At 60.9% G+C, this 16111-nt stretch carries 15 protein-coding genes and 1 other RNA gene; 8 read left to right on the forward strand and 8 right to left on the reverse strand.

Annotated features, from left to right (window positions below; genetic code table 11):
* Positions 1-5: 5 nt before the first annotated feature.
* The 5 genes from ICA15_RS02145 (at position 6) to hemN (ending at position 5588) form a co-directional block, all read left to right on the forward strand.
* Positions 6-545 carry a FixH family protein gene (locus ICA15_RS02145; protein ID WP_210553586.1) on the forward strand — a complete coding sequence of 180 codons (540 nt, stop codon included), beginning with the start codon at positions 6-8 and terminating at the stop codon, positions 543-545.
* Between the two features lie 129 nt (positions 546-674).
* Entirely contained in the window at positions 675-3125 is a 2451-nt protein-coding gene (locus tag ICA15_RS02150; protein WP_210553587.1) for a heavy metal translocating P-type ATPase, read from the forward strand.
* Between the two features lie 22 nt (positions 3126-3147).
* Positions 3148-3360, forward strand: coding sequence for a cbb3-type cytochrome oxidase assembly protein CcoS (gene ccoS, locus ICA15_RS02155; protein ID WP_042558535.1), 213 nt, complete (start codon positions 3148-3150; stop codon positions 3358-3360).
* Complete coding sequence (locus tag ICA15_RS02160; protein ID WP_210553588.1) at positions 3353-4036, forward strand: sulfite exporter TauE/SafE family protein; 684 nt, start codon at positions 3353-3355, stop codon at positions 4034-4036. The genes ccoS and ICA15_RS02160 overlap by 8 nt, the downstream gene beginning before the upstream one ends.
* 169 nt (positions 4037-4205) lie before the next feature.
* Positions 4206-5588 (forward strand): oxygen-independent coproporphyrinogen III oxidase, encoded by a 1383-nt coding sequence (gene hemN / locus ICA15_RS02165; protein ID WP_210553589.1) that lies wholly within the window; start codon positions 4206-4208, stop codon positions 5586-5588.
* On the opposite strand, the gene ICA15_RS02170 is transcribed toward hemN, so the two are convergent.
* Entirely contained in the window at positions 5585-6067 is a 483-nt protein-coding gene (locus tag ICA15_RS02170) for a hypothetical protein (RefSeq protein ID WP_150616722.1), read from the reverse strand. The two genes, hemN and ICA15_RS02170, sit on opposite strands and share 4 nt — an antisense overlap.
* A gap of 154 nt (positions 6068-6221) precedes the next feature.
* On the opposite strand from ICA15_RS02170, the gene fnr reads away from it, so the two are divergent.
* Both fnr and ICA15_RS02180 read left to right on the forward strand, forming a co-directional pair.
* Positions 6222-6956: a fumarate/nitrate reduction transcriptional regulator Fnr gene (gene fnr / locus ICA15_RS02175; RefSeq protein WP_150601368.1), complete on the forward strand. Its 735-nt coding sequence runs from the start codon at positions 6222-6224 to the stop codon at positions 6954-6956.
* Positions 6957-7034: 78 nt separating this feature from the next.
* Positions 7035-7583 (forward strand): adenine phosphoribosyltransferase, encoded by a 549-nt coding sequence (locus tag ICA15_RS02180; RefSeq protein WP_028621413.1) that lies wholly within the window; start codon positions 7035-7037, stop codon positions 7581-7583.
* 90 nt (positions 7584-7673) lie between these two features.
* On the opposite strand, the gene ICA15_RS02185 is transcribed toward ICA15_RS02180, so the two are convergent.
* The 5 genes from ICA15_RS02185 to dnaX form a co-directional block, all read right to left on the reverse strand.
* Entirely contained in the window at positions 7674-8822 is a 1149-nt protein-coding gene (locus ICA15_RS02185) for an acyl-CoA dehydrogenase family protein (RefSeq protein WP_210553590.1), read from the reverse strand.
* Positions 8823-8976: 154 nt separating this feature from the next.
* Positions 8977-9579 (reverse strand): recombination mediator RecR, encoded by a 603-nt coding sequence (recR, locus tag ICA15_RS02190; protein WP_150601366.1) that lies wholly within the window; start codon positions 9577-9579, stop codon positions 8977-8979.
* Between the two features lie 66 nt (positions 9580-9645).
* Entirely contained in the window at positions 9646-10680 is a 1035-nt protein-coding gene (locus tag ICA15_RS02195) for an NADP-dependent oxidoreductase (RefSeq protein WP_150601365.1), read from the reverse strand.
* 291 nt (positions 10681-10971) lie between these two features.
* Complete coding sequence (locus tag ICA15_RS02200) at positions 10972-11310, reverse strand: YbaB/EbfC family nucleoid-associated protein (protein ID WP_042558527.1); 339 nt, start codon at positions 11308-11310, stop codon at positions 10972-10974.
* Between the two features lie 68 nt (positions 11311-11378).
* Positions 11379-13520 carry a DNA polymerase III subunit gamma/tau gene (gene dnaX, locus ICA15_RS02205; protein WP_210553591.1) on the reverse strand — a complete coding sequence of 714 codons (2142 nt, stop codon included), beginning with the start codon at positions 13518-13520 and terminating at the stop codon, positions 11379-11381.
* A gap of 145 nt (positions 13521-13665) precedes the next feature.
* Between dnaX and ICA15_RS02210 the strand changes: the two genes are divergently transcribed.
* Positions 13666-14415: a substrate-binding periplasmic protein gene (locus tag ICA15_RS02210; RefSeq protein ID WP_210553592.1), complete on the forward strand. Its 750-nt coding sequence runs from the start codon at positions 13666-13668 to the stop codon at positions 14413-14415.
* Positions 14416-14586: 171 nt separating this feature from the next.
* Here the strand turns inward: ICA15_RS02210 and ffs are convergent.
* Both ffs and ICA15_RS02220 read right to left on the reverse strand, forming a co-directional pair.
* Positions 14587-14683: signal recognition particle sRNA small type (gene ffs / locus ICA15_RS02215), an RNA gene on the reverse strand.
* A gap of 188 nt (positions 14684-14871) precedes the next feature.
* The gene (locus ICA15_RS02220; RefSeq protein ID WP_210553593.1) at positions 14872-16038 is read right to left on the reverse strand and encodes a putative zinc-binding metallopeptidase; all 1167 of its coding nucleotides are present in this window, start codon (positions 16036-16038) and stop codon (positions 14872-14874) included.
* Positions 16039-16111: the final 73 nt, after the last annotated feature.

Below are 16111 nucleotides of genomic sequence, written 5' to 3' on the forward strand. Positions count from 1 at the left end.
TGAACATGCCCGCAGCAAACGCCGCAAGCCCTTGGTACAAGCACCTCTGGCCATGGATCATCATCGCGATTCTGGCCTGTTCGGTGACGCTGACCCTGTCCATGGTGACCATCGCGGTGAACAACCCGGACAACCTGGTCAACGACAACTACTACGAGGCCGGCAAAGGCATCAACCGTTCGCTGGACCGCGAGTTGCTGGCCCAGACCCTGAACATGCGCGCGGCTGTGCTTCTGGATGACGTGACCGGCGAAGTCGACCTGCGTTTGAGCGGCGACAGCCAACCGAAAACCCTCGAGCTGAATCTGATCTCGCCGACCCAGCCGGAAAAAGATCGCAAGATTGTCCTGACCCGCAGCGAAACTGAATCGGGCCGCTACATCGGCCAGTTGAACGATAAAGTCGAAGGTCGCCGCTTTGTGGAGTTGCTGGGCACGCAGGATGAGCACATCTGGCGGATGTTCGAGGAAGAACTGGTCAGCCACGACAAGGATCTGCTGCTGGGTGATGAACCACTGCAGGGCGCGGAAGACCTGAAAAAATAAACCGTTCCCTGTAGGAGCTGCCGCAGGCTGCGATCTTTTGATTTTGTTTTTAAAGCAAGGTCAAAAGATCGCAGCCTGCGGCAGCGCCTACAGAGGCGGTAATGATTCAGCAGTATTAGTGAATATCCGATGACCACCCCACTCCCCTGCTACCACTGCGCCCTGCCCGTTCCGTCCGGCAGCCGCTTTACCGCTGTCGTACTCGGGGAGCCCCGCGAATTCTGCTGCCCTGGCTGTCAGGCCGTGGCTGAAGCCATCGTTGCCGGCGGGCTCGAAAGCTACTATCAGCATCGCAGCGAAGCCTCGGCCAACCCCGAAGCGCTGCCGGTGCAACTGGTCGATGAACTTGCACTGTACGACCGTGCCGACGTGCAAAAACCTTTCGTCCGCCACGAAGGCGACCTGGCCGAAACCACCCTGTTGATGGAAGGCATCAGTTGCGCCGCCTGTGGCTGGCTGATCGAGAAACACCTGCGCACGCTGCCCGCCGTGGCCGAGGCGCGATTGAACCTGTCCAACCACCGCCTGCACGTGAGCTGGGCCGATGGGCAATTGCCGCTCAGCCAGATCCTCGCCGAACTGCGCCACATCGGTTACGCCGCGCACCCGTATCAGGCTGACCGCGCCAGCGAGCAACTGGCCAGCGAAAACCGTCTGGCCCTGCGCCAACTCGGCGTGGCCGGGCTGCTGTGGTTTCAGGCGATGATGGCGACCATGGCCACCTGGCCGGAATTCAATATCGACCTCAGCCCGGAGCTGCACACCATCCTGCGCTGGGTCGCGTTGTTCCTGACCACGCCGATCGTGTTCTACAGTTGCGCGCCGTTTTTCAAGGGCGCCATGCGTGATTTGCGCACGCGGCATCTGACCATGGATGTCTCGGTTTCACTGGCGATCGGCAGCGCCTATATCGCCGGAATCTGGACCTCGATCACCGGCGTCGGCGAGTTGTATTTCGATGCGGTCGGCATGTTTGCGCTGTTCCTGCTCGCCGGACGCTATCTGGAACGTCGCGCCCGGGAACGCACCGCCGCCGCCACGGCGCAGTTGGTCAATCTGTTGCCAGCCTCATGCCTGCGTCTTGATGAGACCGGCCAGAGCGAGCGCATCCTCCTCAGCGAGTTGCGGGTGGGCGAGCGAATTCTGGTGCAACCCGGGTCGATCCTGCCGGCGGACGGCAAGATTCTCGACGGCCAGTCGAGCATCGACGAATCACTGTTGACGGGCGAGTACCTGCCGCAACCGCGTGCACCGGGCGATGCGGTCACTGCCGGCACACTGAACGTCGAAGGCGCGTTGACCGTGCAGGTGCAGGCGCTAGGGCAAGATACGCGGCTGTCAGCCATCGTTCGTTTGCTGGATCGCGCTCAGGCCGAAAAACCGCGACTGGCGGAAATCGCCGACCGCGCCGCGCAATGGTTTTTGCTGTTGTCACTGATCGCTGCGGCCGCCATCGGCCTGTTGTGGTGGGAGCTGGATTCGTCGCGGGCGTTCTGGATCGTCCTTGCCATGCTGGTCGCAACCTGCCCTTGCGCGCTGTCACTGGCGACACCCACGGCGCTCACCGCTGCCACCGGCACCCTGCACAAACTCGGCCTGCTGCTGACGCGCGGCCATGTGCTAGAGGGCTTGAATCAGATCGACACGGTGATTTTCGACAAGACTGGCACGCTCACCGAAGGTCGCCTGGTGCTGCGCTCGATCCGTCCTCTGGGCGCACTCGACAGCGACCAATGCCTGAGCCTCGCCGCCGCGCTGGAAAACCGTTCGGAACACCCGATTGCCCGTGCGTTCGGCCGTGCACCGTTGGCCGCTGAAGACGTCCACAGCACACCGGGGCTCGGCCTCGAAGGCATTGTCGGCGAGCAACGTTTGCGTATCGGCCAGGCTGAATTTGTCTGCGCCCTCAGTGCCGCGGCTATCCCGGCGATGCCGGATGAGCCAGGCCAATGGCTGCTGCTCGGTGATGGTTCCGGGCCGCTGGCGTGGTTCGTGCTCGACGATCGTCTGCGCGACGATGCGCCCGCCCTGCTCGCCGCGTGCAAGGCGCGTGGCTGGCGCACGTTGTTGCTGTCCGGCGACAGTTCGCCGATGGTCGCCAGCGTCGCCGCCGAACTGGGCATTGATGAGGCCCGCGGCGGTTTACGCCCGGATGACAAGCTGCAAGTGCTGCAACAGCTGCACAAGGAAGGCCGCAAAGTGCTGATGCTCGGCGACGGCGTCAACGATGTGCCGGTGCTGGCCGCCGCCGACATCAGCGTGGCCATGGGCTCGGCCACCGATCTGGCCAAGACCAGCGCGGATGCGGTGCTGCTGTCCAATCGCCTCGATGCGTTGGTGCAAGCCTTCACGCTGGCGCGGCGCACCCGTCGGGTAATCATCGAGAACCTGCTGTGGGCCGCGCTGTACAATGGCCTCATGCTGCCGTTCGCCGCCCTCGGCTGGATCACCCCGGTGTGGGCCGCGGTCGGCATGTCGATCAGTTCGTTGACCGTGGTGCTCAACGCCCTGCGCCTGACTCGCCTGCCGAGTTCGCCGCAAGCCTGCGCCCGATCAGAAACCCGTCCGCTGCCGGCCTGAGCCGCGCGGGCATGGAGTACAGATGCCAGCTCTCTACGTGATGATCCCGGCCGCCCTGCTGATCGTGGCCATCGCTGTGTACATCTTCTTCTGGGCGGTGGACAGCGGCCAGTACGACGACCTCGACGGTCCGGCCCATAGCATCCTGTTCGATGATCAGGACCCGAACCACACCGCAGCGGTGGACGAAGCCCGCGCGCAGAAACCGGACGACAAGGCCCCTCCTCATGCTTGAGCTGGCGCCACTGCTGGTGTCGGCGCTGATCCTCGGGTTACTCGGCGGCGGCCATTGCCTGGGGATGTGCGGCGGCTTGATGGGTGCGCTGACCCTGGCGATCCCCAAGGAACAACGCAGTCGACGCTTTCGCTTGCTGCTGGCGTATAACCTGGGACGCATCCTGAGCTATGCCACGGCGGGATTACTGATCGGTCTCGCCGGGTGGGCGGTGGCCAACAGCCCGGCCGCGTTGTTCATGCGTGTACTGGCCGGGTTGCTGCTGATTGCCATGGGCTTGTACCTGGCCGGTTGGTGGAGTGGTCTGACTCGCATCGAAAGCCTGGGTCGCGGTTTGTGGCGCTACATTCAGCCAGTGGCCAACCGTTTGCTGCCGGTGTCGAGCTTGCCCCGCGCCTTGCTGCTTGGCGCACTGTGGGGCTGGCTGCCGTGCGGACTGGTTTACAGCACGTTGCTGTGGTCAGCGAGCCAGGGCAATGCGCTGGACAGTGCTTTGTTGATGCTGGCGTTCGGGCTCGGTACGTGGCCGGTGTTGCTGGCCACCGGCCTCGCCGCCGAACGGGTGACGGCGCTGTTGCGCAAGCGCAGCGTGCGGATGACCGGCGGCTTGCTGGTGATTCTGTTCGGGATCTGGACGCTGCCCGGCCCGCATCAGCATTGGTTGATGGGGCATTAAAATCAAAAGATCGCAGCCTTCGGCAGCTCCTACATTGGAATGTGTCCCCCTGTAGGAGCTGCCGAAGGCTGCGATCTTTTGATCTTATGCTGTTGATGCAAATCAACAGCCCCATCGCCGCACCCCGATAGACTCGCCACACTGCCAGCCTATCCGGGGGAATGCCCGCATGCTCGACGCCATTCGTTGGGACACCGATTTGATCCGCCGCTACGATCTGGCGGGGCCGCGTTACACCTCGTATCCGACGGCCGTGCAATTCAACAGTCAGGTCGGCACGTTCGACCTGTTCCATGCCCTGCGCGACAGCCGTAAAGCCCAGCGCCCGCTCTCGTTGTACGTGCATGTGCCGTTCTGCGCGAACATTTGCTACTACTGCGCCTGCAACAAGGTCATCACCAAGGATCGCGGTCGCGCCCTGCCGTATCTGCAACGGCTAGAACAGGAAATCCAGCTGATCGGCTGCCACCTCGACCCGGCGCAGAAAGTCGAGCAACTGCACTTTGGCGGCGGTACGCCGACCTTTCTCAGCCACGACGAGCTGCGCCAACTGATGGCGCATCTGCGCAAGCACTTCAATCTTCTGGACGATGACTCCGGCGATTACGGCATCGAAATCGACCCGCGTGAAGCTGACTGGTCGACCATGGGCCTGCTCCGCGAACTGGGCTTCAACCGCGTCAGCATCGGCCTGCAAGACCTTGACCCGGTGGTGCAGCGAGCGGTCAATCGCCTGCAAAGTCTGGAAGAAACCCGCGCAGTGATCGACGCCGCGCGCACGCTGCAATTTCGCTCGATCAACATCGATCTGATCTACGGCCTGCCAAAACAGACCCCGGACAACTTCGCCCGCACAGTGGAAGAAGTCATCAGCCTGCAACCCGATCGGCTCTCGGTGTTCAACTACGCGCACTTGCCGGAACGCTTCATGCCGCAGCGGCGGATCAACGGCCATGACCTGCCGAGCCCCGCGCAAAAACTGGAAATGCTCCAGCGCACCATCGAACAACTGACCGCCGCCGGTTATCGCTATATCGGCATGGACCACTTCGCCCTGCCCGACGACGAACTGGCGATCGCTCAGGAAGAACACACCTTGCAGCGCAACTTCCAGGGCTACACCACCCATGGTCATTGCGATCTGGTGGGATTGGGCGTGTCGGCGATCAGCCAGATTGGCGACCTGTACTGCCAGAACAGCAGCGACCTCAACGCATACCAGAACACCCTCGCCTCAGCGCAACTGGCGACCAGTCGGGGCCTGGTGTGCAATGCCGATGATCGGTTGCGACGGGCGGTGATTCAGCAACTGATCTGCAATTTCAGCCTGGACTTCGCCGAGATCGAGCAACAGTTCAACATCGATTTTCAGGGTTACTTCGGCGCTCTGTGGCCTCAACTGCAAGAGATGGCCAAGGATGGCTTGATCACCCTTGATCGCGAGCAAATCAAAGTATTGCCAGCCGGACGACTGCTGGTGCGCTCGGTGTGCATGGTGTTCGATGCCTACCTTGAACAGCAGAATCGCCAGCGCTTTTCGCGGGTAATCTAGTTTTTCATCAACAGCGAACCCACTTTCAGGTTCTGATCAGACGTCAGACCCGACTGCCCCACCACTTTGGACAAAGCCAGATTGGCGGTGATGAGACCGGTGTTCAACGCGGCAATGGCGCCGCGCAGCGCGCCAACCTTGATGATCTTTTCTTCGTTGGAAAGGCGCTTGTCGGCCATGATCTTTTCGATAAGCGCCTTTTTCTCGGCGATCTGTTTTTGCAATTTACGAATCATCTTCAGCAGTTGCTGAATGTTCTCGGGCAAGCCGCTCTCTTCGATGTCGCGATTATCGCCACCGGAACCGGCCGATCGCTCGATTGAAGCACCGGACAGCGACACTTTGACGCCTTCGACCAAGGTCGGGGTTGCCTGTGTAGTCGAGTCGGCGTCGCGGTCTTTGCCGTCGGCGTTTTTAAACGTTTCCGACAATGCCTCTACACCGCTGCTAGCGGGGCCCAGCGTACCAATGGCAGCCATTGAACCGGTTCCTTCCAAAGCTCTGATAACAGTTTATCGGCCAATTGCCCTGCGGCTTTACGCCCGTGGGACAAACTCGCCATAAACTGGCCTGAACGTCCTCCCGTGAGTTACCCTTACGGCTTATGTGTGTTTTCCCACAAGGATTGAAGAAATGTCCGAGCCAGTCAAACTGCGCGCTCACACCCAGGCCCATTGCAAGGATTGCAGCCTGGCCCCCCTCTGCCTGCCACTTTCTCTGAATCTGGAAGACATGGAAGCGCTGGACGAAATCGTGAAACGCGGCCGCCCGTTGAAAAAGGGTGAGTTCCTGTTCCGCCAGGGCGACACGTTTGATTCCGTTTATGCAGTACGCTCCGGCGCCCTGAAAACCTTCAGCCTGAGCGATGCCGGTGAAGAACAACTCACCGGTTTCCACCTGCCGAGCGAACTGGTCGGCCTGTCCGGCATGGACACCGAGAAACACCCGGTCTCGGCTCAGGCACTGGAAACCACTTCGGTTTGCGAAATCCCTTTCGAACGCCTCGACGAACTGGCCCTGCAACTGCCGCAACTGCGCCGCCAGTTGATGCGCGTGATGAGCCGCGAGATCCGCGACGACCAGCAAATGATGTTGCTGCTATCGAAGAAAACCGCCGATGAGCGCATCGCGACTTTCCTGGTCAACCTGTCGGCACGCTTCCGCGCTCGCGGCTTCTCGGCCAATCAGTTCCGCCTGAGCATGTCGCGCAATGAAATCGGCAACTACCTGGGCCTGGCGGTGGAAACCGTGTCCCGCGTATTCACCCGCTTCCAGCAAAACCAACTGATCGCAGCCGAAGGCAAAGAGATCCACATTCTCGATCCGATCCAGCTCTGCGCCCTGGCTGGCGGTTCGCTGGAAGGCTGATCTCGACCCGCGGCCGAGCGAATCGATTCAGCCGCGGGTATACTGCGCCGTTTGCAGCCCTGCCAGGACACCTCGACGATGGTCTTCGACTCCTTCGACATCAAATCCCTGATCCGCCCCGTGATCGACTTCCCGAAACCGGGCGTGATTTTTCGCGACATCACCCCGCTGTTCCAGTCGCCAACGGCTCTGCGCCTGGTGATGGACAGCTTCGCTCACCGCTACGTCGAAGCCGACTTCACGCATATCGGCGCGATGGATGCTCGCGGCTTTCTGATCGGTTCGGTATTGGCCTATCAGTTGAACAAGCCGCTGGTGCTGTTCCGCAAACAGGGCAAACTGCCGGCCGACGTACTGGCTGAAGGTTACGCGACCGAGTACGGCGAAGCCTTCCTGGAAGTGCACGCCGACAGCCTGTGTGAAGGCGACTCGGTGGTGATGTTTGATGATTTGATCGCGACTGGCGGCACGCTGATTGCGGCGGCCAACCTGATTCGCCGCATGGGCGCACGAGTACACGAGGCGGCAGCGATTATTGATCTGCCGGAGCTGAACGGTTCGCAGCGTCTGCAGGACATGGGAATTCCGACGTTCTGCCTGACGCAGTTTGCCTTGACTGATAAGTAATAAAGATCAAAAGATCGCAGCCTTCGGCAGCTCCTACATTGAAATGTGCATTTCCCTGTAGGAGCTGCCGAAGGCTGCGATCTTTTGCTTCTAAAGCCCCATCTGCTTACTGATGATCTCGTTCATCACCTCCCGCGTCCCGCCGCCAATCGACAAGATGCGGTTATCCCGGTACAGCCGCTCCACCAGGCTTTCACGCATGTAACCCAACCCGCCGAGTATCTGCACGGCCTCGGTGGTGATCCGGTCCGAGGTGTCCGTGGCAAAATTCTTGGCCATGGAAATCTCTTTGATCACACTCTGCCCCGCCGCCATTTTCGCCGCTTGCCGGTAGGTGAACTCGCGCGACACTTCCAGCGCCGTGGCCATTTCGGCGAGGCGATGCTTGATCACTTGAAACTTGCCGATCGGCTTACCAAACGCTTCACGCTCGCGTGCCCACTTCAGGCTCTGCTCAAGCGCAAGCTGCGCGGTCATGTTGGCCATCAGTGCCAACGCCAGCCGTTCGCTCTGGAAGTTGCCCATGATGCAGGCGAAGCCCATGTTCTCGGCGCCGATCAGGTTTCCTACAGGCACCCGGCAATCGTCGAAGAACAATTCAGCCGTGTCCGACGCCCACCAGCCCATTTTCTTCAACTGCCGGCCAACGGTGAACCCCGGCGTACCCTTCTCGATCAGCAGCAGGCTGATGCCGCCAAAACCCGGCGCGCCAGTACGCACCGCGACGGTATAGAAGTCGGCGCGAACGCCGCTGGTGATAAAGGTCTTGCTGCCGCTGACGCGGTAGAAGTCGCCGTCGCGCACGGCGCAGGTTTGCAGGTTGGCGACATCGGAGCCGCCGCCGGGCTCGGTGACGGCCAGCGCGCTGATCCTGTGGCCGCTGAGCACTTGCGGCACAACGCGATCGCGCACTTCAGGTCGCGCCCATTTGACGATGGGTGGCAGGCCGATATCCAGCGAACCCAGCCCGGCCACCAGGCCGCCAGAGCCGCAGCGCATCAGCTCTTCACTGGCGGCAACCTTGGCGAACAGATCGCCTTCGTGGCTACCGCCCAGTGCTTCGGGGTAGCCAATGCCGAGGATGCCGGCGGCACCGGCTTTCAGGTACAGCTCACGGGGGAAGCTTTCGGCTTCTTCCCACGCATCAATATCCGGCAGCACCTCGCGCTCGACGAAACGTCTGACGCTGTCGCGGACCATTTGGTGGCTGGGGTCGAAGTATTCCTGAAAGGCAGGCATGGGCGAACTCCATCGAAGAGTTCGCCGACGTTAACCGAGCGCTTGCTTGGTTTTCAAGATGCAGAAGATCAAAAGATCGCAGCCTTCGGCAGCTCCTACAGTTGAAATGCATTCCCCTGTAGGAGCTGCCGAAGGCTGCGATCTTTTGCTTTTTTCAGAGAGCGATCGGTTTACGCCCGGCAAACGAATGCGCCAGCGTGCCACCATCCACCAGCTCCAGCTCGCCACCCAGCGGTACACCGTGGGCAATTCGCGAAGCGATCAGGCCTTTGTTGTTGAGCAACTGAGCGATGTAATGCGCCGTCGCCTCACCTTCCACCGTCGGGTTGGTGGCCAGGATGACTTCGGTAAACGTGCCCGCCTCTTCAATCCGCGTGATCAATTGCGGAATGCCGATGGCCTCAGGCCCGAGGCCGTCCAGCGGCGACAAATGCCCCTTGAGCACAAAGTAACGACCACGGAATCCGGTTTGCTCGACCGCGTAAACATCCATCGGCCCTTCAACCACGCACAGCAACGTGTCGTCGCGGCGGGTATCGGCGCACTGCGGGCACAGATCGTCTTCGGTCAGCGTACGGCACTGGCGGCAATGCCCCACCCCTTCCATGGCCTGGCTCAGCGCCTGGGCCAGGCGCGTACCGCCGCTGCGGTCACGTTCGAGCAACTGCAGCGCCATGCGCTGGGCAGTTTTCTGACCCACACCCGGCAGAATTCGCAGGGAGTCGATCAGTTGGCGAATCAAAGGGCTGAAGCTCATGGGTAAAAAGTCCGACAAAACAACGAGACGCGGTTTATACCCGCGCCTCTGGCCAGCGTCAAATACTCAGTCCTGGGCAACCCGCACGACCAGTTTGCCGAAGTTGCGTCCTTCCAGCAGACCGATAAACGCCTCGGGTGCCTGCTCCAGGCCTTCCACCACGTCTTCACGGAATTTGACCTTGCCGTCGCGCACCCACGGCACCATGTGGCTGATGAACTCCGGCTGACGATCGCCGTAGTCATCGAACACGATGAAGCCTTGAATCCGCACACGCTTGGTCAGCAACGTGCGTTGCAGCATCGGCAAACGATCCGGGCCTTGCGGTGCTTCGTGGGCGTTGTAACCGGCAATCAGGCCGCACAGCGGAATACGCGCCTTGGGATTGAGCAGCGGCACCACAGCATCAAAAACATGACCACCGACGTTTTCGTAATAGATGTCGATGCCATCGGGACAGGCCTTGGCCAGTTGCTCGGCGAAATCCGCAGCCTTGTGATCGATGCAGGCGTCGAAGCCCAATTCCTCGACCACGTACCTGCACTTCTCGGCGCCACCAGCCACGCCGACCGTGCGCAGACCTTTGATCTTCGCCACCTGGCCGACTACCGAACCGACCGCGCCGGATGCGGCAGCCACCACCAGAGTTTCGCCTTCTTTCGGCTGCCCGATGTCCATCAGGCCCATGTACGCGGTCATACCGGGCATGCCCAGCACCCCAAGGGCCATCGACGGGCTCGGCAGACCGGACGGGATCGGCATGATGTCGCGCCCGTCGCTGATGCTGTGGCTTTGCCAACCGGTGGCACCGACTACCAGATCACCTTCATGGAATTTCGGATGACGCGAACGCTCGATTCGGCTGACGGCGCCACCGGTCATCACTTCACCGATTTGTACCGGGGCGGCGTAGGACGGAGCGTCACTCATGCGCCCGCGCATGTAGGGATCGAGCGACAGGTACAGGGTTTTCAGCAACACCTGACCGTCTTCAAGATCCGGCAGGGCTTCGCGCTCCAGACGGAAGTTCTCGGGGGTCGGCGCGCCAACCGGGCGCGAGGCCAGCACAAAGCGCTGGTTGAGAGTCAGAGGGTCGGACATGTCAGCGTCTCCTTTGAACGATGAATTCGGCGGTATAGGGAGCAGACCTTTGTGGCCGTGGCGGGTTCGATGTTTCGTCGCTGCACACTATCCATGTAGGAGTTGCGGCACGCTGCGATCTTTTGATTTTAAAAGCCCGAATCAAAAGATCGCAGCCTCGTTTCACTCGACAGCTCCTACAGGAGCCTGGCCTGGCAAAGATTTGTGACAGACGCTGAAATCAGCCAGAAACAAAAATGCCAGGCGCAATGCCTGGCATTTTGTGTAGCTCATCTGCCGCCGGATGGCGAATCAGAATGGCAGTTTCATACCCGCTGGCAGGTTCATGCCGGCAGTCATGCCGCCCATTTTTTCCTGGCTGTTGGCTTCGATCTTGCGCACGGCGTCGTTGACGGCGGCGGCAACAACGGCCTCGAGCATTTCCTTGTCGTCTTCGCTCAGGCCTTCAACCAGACTTGGGTCGATGCTCACGCTTTTCACGTCGTGACGACCGGTCATCACCACGGTGACCATATCGCCACCGGCTTTACCGGTGACTTCGGCGTTGGCCAGTTCTTCCTGCATCTTGGCCATTTTTTCCTGCATCTGCTGCGCCTGCTTCATCAGGCCGGCCATGCCACCTTTCATCATGGGAATCACCTCAAAAGTACTTGGATCAAAAACAGCGCCCGGCGATTAACACCGAACGCCTTCAGTTATTAGCCCTGAGCGACCAGAGCGTCGACAGGTTCAATAGTATCGCTTCGCACGACCGCGCCGAACTGCTGAACCATCTGCTGGATGAACGGATCACCGTGGATCGATTCTTCAGCTTCGCGCTGACGGTTGACGCGCCGACGCGAGGCAGCCTGTGCCGGGGTTTCCTGCTCAGGCTTGATCAGTTCGATGGTCAGGCCCAGCGTGCGGCCATGGTACTGGTTCAACGCATCGTTGAGACGACGCTGTTGAGTGGCGTTGAACAGAGCACTGTGCGCCGGGTCCAGGTGCAGCAACCAATGGTCGCCATCGACCGCGATCAATGTGCAGTTGGCGGCGATGCTGCCAGTCATGCCGGAGATCGGCAATTTAGGGAACAACTCCAGCCACTGCAACGCCAGACCTGTGGCCGGCATCGCGGCGGGCTCTGGCTCGGGTTCCGGAGCCGGCTCTGCGGCGTGTTCGCTGGCCAGTTCGTCGAGGTAACTGTAGGCCGAATCGATGTCCGGCTCGATGTAATCCTCGTCCAGCGGCGGCTCATCGTCCGCGTCCATGCCCGGTGTGGCGGCATCGACTTCGGCAACGCTCGGCTCAGGGATCGGCGCGGCGGCCCACTCTGGCGCGTCAGGGACGACGCTGTCGGGGGTCGGCAGCGGCATCGGCGGCAGATCAGGCTGCTCAGCGGCGGTTTCCAGCATGGGCTCGACGGCAGGTTGCTGCACCGGCTCGGGCTCAGGTTCTACCGGATCGTTCCAGGGCAGATCGATGACAGCTTCGACAGCGACTGGCTCGGGTTCAGGTTCCGGCGCAGGCTCGGGCTCAGCTGCAACCACAGGCTCGGGAGCCGGTGCGGCGACTGGCGCTGGAGCCGGCACTGGCACTGGCGCAGGTGCAGGTGCAGGTGCAGGTGCAGGTGCAGCCACTGGCGTTGGCGTTGGCGTAACAGCCGCAGCGACCACCGGCGCAGGTTTAGGCGCGGCAGCCACGGAGTTTGCGGAATCAACTGTGGCCTGGCTGATCCCCACTGGCTTTAGCGTTTGCCTCGGGGCGTCCGCGGTGTCTGCGGGCCTGAAGGCCAGCATTCGCAGCAAGACCATTTCGAAGCCGCCACGCGGGTCGGGTGCCAGCGGCAAATCGCGGCGCCCGATCAGGCCCATCTGGTAATAGAACTGCACGTCTTCGGCCGGCAAGGCCTGCGCCAATGCCAGCACCCGATCACGGTCGCCATGGCCGTTGTCGACACCATCCGGCAACGCCTGAGCGATGGCCACGCGGTGCAACACATTGAGAATTTCCGAAAGCACGCCGTTCCAGTCCGGGCCCTGCTCAGCCAGGTGACGCACGCCTTCGAGCAACGCCTTGGCATCGCCCTCGATCAGCGAGTGCAGCACGTCGTAGACCTGGCCGTGATCCAGCGTGCCGAGCATCGCCCGCACGTCGGTGGCCATGACCTTGCCTTCGCCGAACGCGATGGCCTGGTCGGTCAGACTCATGGCGTCACGCATCGAGCCATCAGCGGCGCGACCCAGCAGCCACAGCGCGTCGTCTTCGAACGGCACGTTTTCGGCACTGAGGACGTGGGTCAGATGCTCGACCACGCGCTCAGGCGTCATGTTCTTCAGCGAGAACTGCAGGCAGCGCGAAAGAATCGTTGCCGGAAGTTTCTGCGGGTCGGTGGTCGCCAGAATGAACTTGACGTACGGCGGCGGTTCTTCGAGGGTTTTGAGCAGCGCATTGAAGGAATGGCTGGAGAGCATGTGCACTTCGTCGATCAGGTAGACCTTGAAGCGCCCACGGCTCGGCGCGTACTGCACGTTGTCGAGCAGCTCGCGGGTGTCTTCGACCTTGGTGCGGCTGGCGGCGTCGATCTCGATCAGGTCGACAAAACGGCCTTCATCGATTTCGCGGCACACCGAACATTCGCCACACGGGCTGGAAGTGATACCTGTCTCACAGTTCAGGCATTTGGCAATGATCCGCGCAATAGTGGTTTTACCCACCCCCCGCGTACCGGTGAACAGGTACGCGTGGTGCAGCCGCTGGCTGTCCAAGGCATTGATCAGAGCCTTGAGCACATGGGTCTGGCCGACCATTTCGCGGAACGAGCGCGGACGCCATTTACGTGCAAGAACCTGATAACTCATCGAAAACCGTCGCAACGAAGGAAGCTGAAGCGGCTAATGCTAGCGGAGCAAGGGCAAAATTGCATCCGGTGTCCTTCTCTAATATGGCTAAGCTGCATCAGCAGAGGCTTTTATCGGCTCGGGATCGGGAATTACCGGAGCGTTTATGCGTTGGGCCGTGGGGGCACTGCTGGGGATCAGCCTGAATGTGACGGCAGCGCAAACCCCGTTGCGCTTCGCCATGCCCGACAGCTGGGCGATGCCGATGGTGCAATACGAACGCGGCCGACCGACACAAGGCATCCTCTACGACATCATGCTCAGCCTGGCCACTCAGGTCGGCGTGCCAGCGCAGTTCAGCGTCCTGCCCCGCGCCCGAGTACAAAGCGCCATGGAGCACGGCGAGATTGATGTGCGTTGCTATGCCGCTCAGTCGTGGCTGCCGAATCAGTCCGGGGATTACATCTGGAGCCTGCCGCTGTTGTTTCAGCGTGATTTGCTGATCAGCCGCCAGGGTTTGCCGAACACACTCGATCCGGCTGACCTGCCCCGCCAGTCGATCGGCACCGTACTCGGTTACACCTACCCTACCCTGCAACCGCTGTTCGATGCCGATCAACTGCAACGCGAAGACGCGCGCAATCAGGAACAGGTGCTGGAAAAACTGCTGGCCGGGCGTTATCGCTACGCCGTGAGCAACCAGTGGACGCTGGACTGGTTTAACCAGCGCCTGACGCCGGAGCAGCAACTGCATGGCGTGGCGGTGCTGCAGGAACAGCATGTCGGTTGCTATGTGAGGAATGATCCGAAGGTGCCAGTGCAGAGGATCTTGCGCACGTTGCTGCGGATGAAAATGTCGGGGGAGATTGATGAGATTATCCGGCTGTACACCGGCAAACCCGAAAACACCCCATAACCCTGTGGGAGCTGGCTTGCCAGCGATGGCCCGCTGGCAAGCCAGCTCCCACAGGGTCATCGTCAACATGGAAATTCGTGCTGATTTGATAAATCGCAGACACAAAAAAACCGCAGTGGGCGAAACCCATGCAGTTCGGTTGAAGCGTTCGATTGTTCGTTAAGGTGGTAACCCCACCAGCCACACCCCGGCACACAATGTTCCCGTTGTGGCTGCTTCCTTCCGGATCTGACCAGGTTCACGGGTAATCGTTGCGGGGGGACCGATGGGGTCACCATAACGACGCTTGCCTGTCGGCGAGCCGCGCCATTGTACCTATCTGAGACGAAGTTACAACCGTTCGGGTGGATAAAAAAACATGAGTCTGTTCAAGGACATAAAGATCGCAGCCTTCGGCAGCTCCTACATGAGGCGCATACCCCTGTAGGAGCTGCCGAAGGCTGCGATCTTTTGATCTTATTGCGCGGCTAATACTTCATCCGCCCTGCCGCCCGCCTGCTGAATGACCAGATGAATGAAATGCAGCTTGGCAATCGCCGGCGCCGGCAGCACGAACGGATAGAAATCCGGCTGACCCATGCTGCGTGACAGTTCATTGAGCATGCCTGCCAGTTCGATCCACGCGTTGACGAATGACAGGAACGCCTCCCCACCGGGGTGTTCCGGGTCGTACAACGTACTGGTCGGAAAAGGCTGATAGTCGAAGTCCATCTCGCGCGCGCTCATGCCGAAACCCAGCGCGGTGTCGACGGCGTCCATCATGTGCAGGTAATGCGCCCAGGTTTCCGCCCAGTCCTCCCATGGATGCATGGTCGCGTAGGCGCTGACGTAGTGCTGCGGCCAGTCCAGCGGCGCGCCTTGCTGATAGTGGCGGTCGAGCGCCTCGGCGTAGCTGGCGCGCTCGTCGCCGAACAGGTTGCGAAAAGAGTCGAGCCACGAGCCATTGGCGATCAGTCGATCCCAGTAGTAATGCCCGACCTCATGCCGAAAATGCCCGAGCAGCGTGCGATACGGCTCGTGCATCTGCGTCCTCACCTGCTCGCGGTGGGCGTCGTCGGCTTCTTTGATGTCGAGGGTGATCAGGCCGTTGGAGTGGCCGGTCATGGGCGCATTGCCTTCGAGGTCGACGCCGATGAAGTCAAAGGCCAGCCCGGTGTCCTCATCCACGGTTTTCGGGATGACCTGCAAGCCGAGGGTGATCAGTTGCGCGACCAAGCGACGCTTGGCGATTTCGACTTTGCGCCAGCGCTCGGGGTTTTCCGGGATGGACAGGTCGGGGATGGTGCGATTGAGGTTGCAGGCGATACACAGTTCGTCGTGACCGTTGAACGGCAGCAGCCAGTTGCACGCAGCGGCGGTGTCGAGGTTGGCGCAGCGGCGAAACAAGCCGGCATCAGGGTCGGCGTCCAGTGTGCAGGTGCCCTCCTGCGATCCAGGTTGCAGCGAGGTCAGGCGACTCGCTTCGGGTTGATAACCGAGCAAAGCGTTGCAGGCCAGACATTGGCTGTTGCGAAAGAACAGCGACTGACCGCAACGGCACGGCCAGACTTTGCTGTTGCGTGAGGACTCGGCCATGAACGGCGCGACGATGCGAGAACTGAGCTGCTCGAAAAAGCGGTACATGGCGATCTCTCCCTGGGGCTTGCCAAGACTAGATCATTGCCATGACAACATCGTTCCCGCGCATAACCGCACT

This window comes from Pseudomonas sp. P116, from assembly GCF_020149425.1.
Taxonomy (GTDB): Bacteria; Pseudomonadota; Gammaproteobacteria; order Pseudomonadales; family Pseudomonadaceae; genus Aquipseudomonas; species Aquipseudomonas anatoliensis.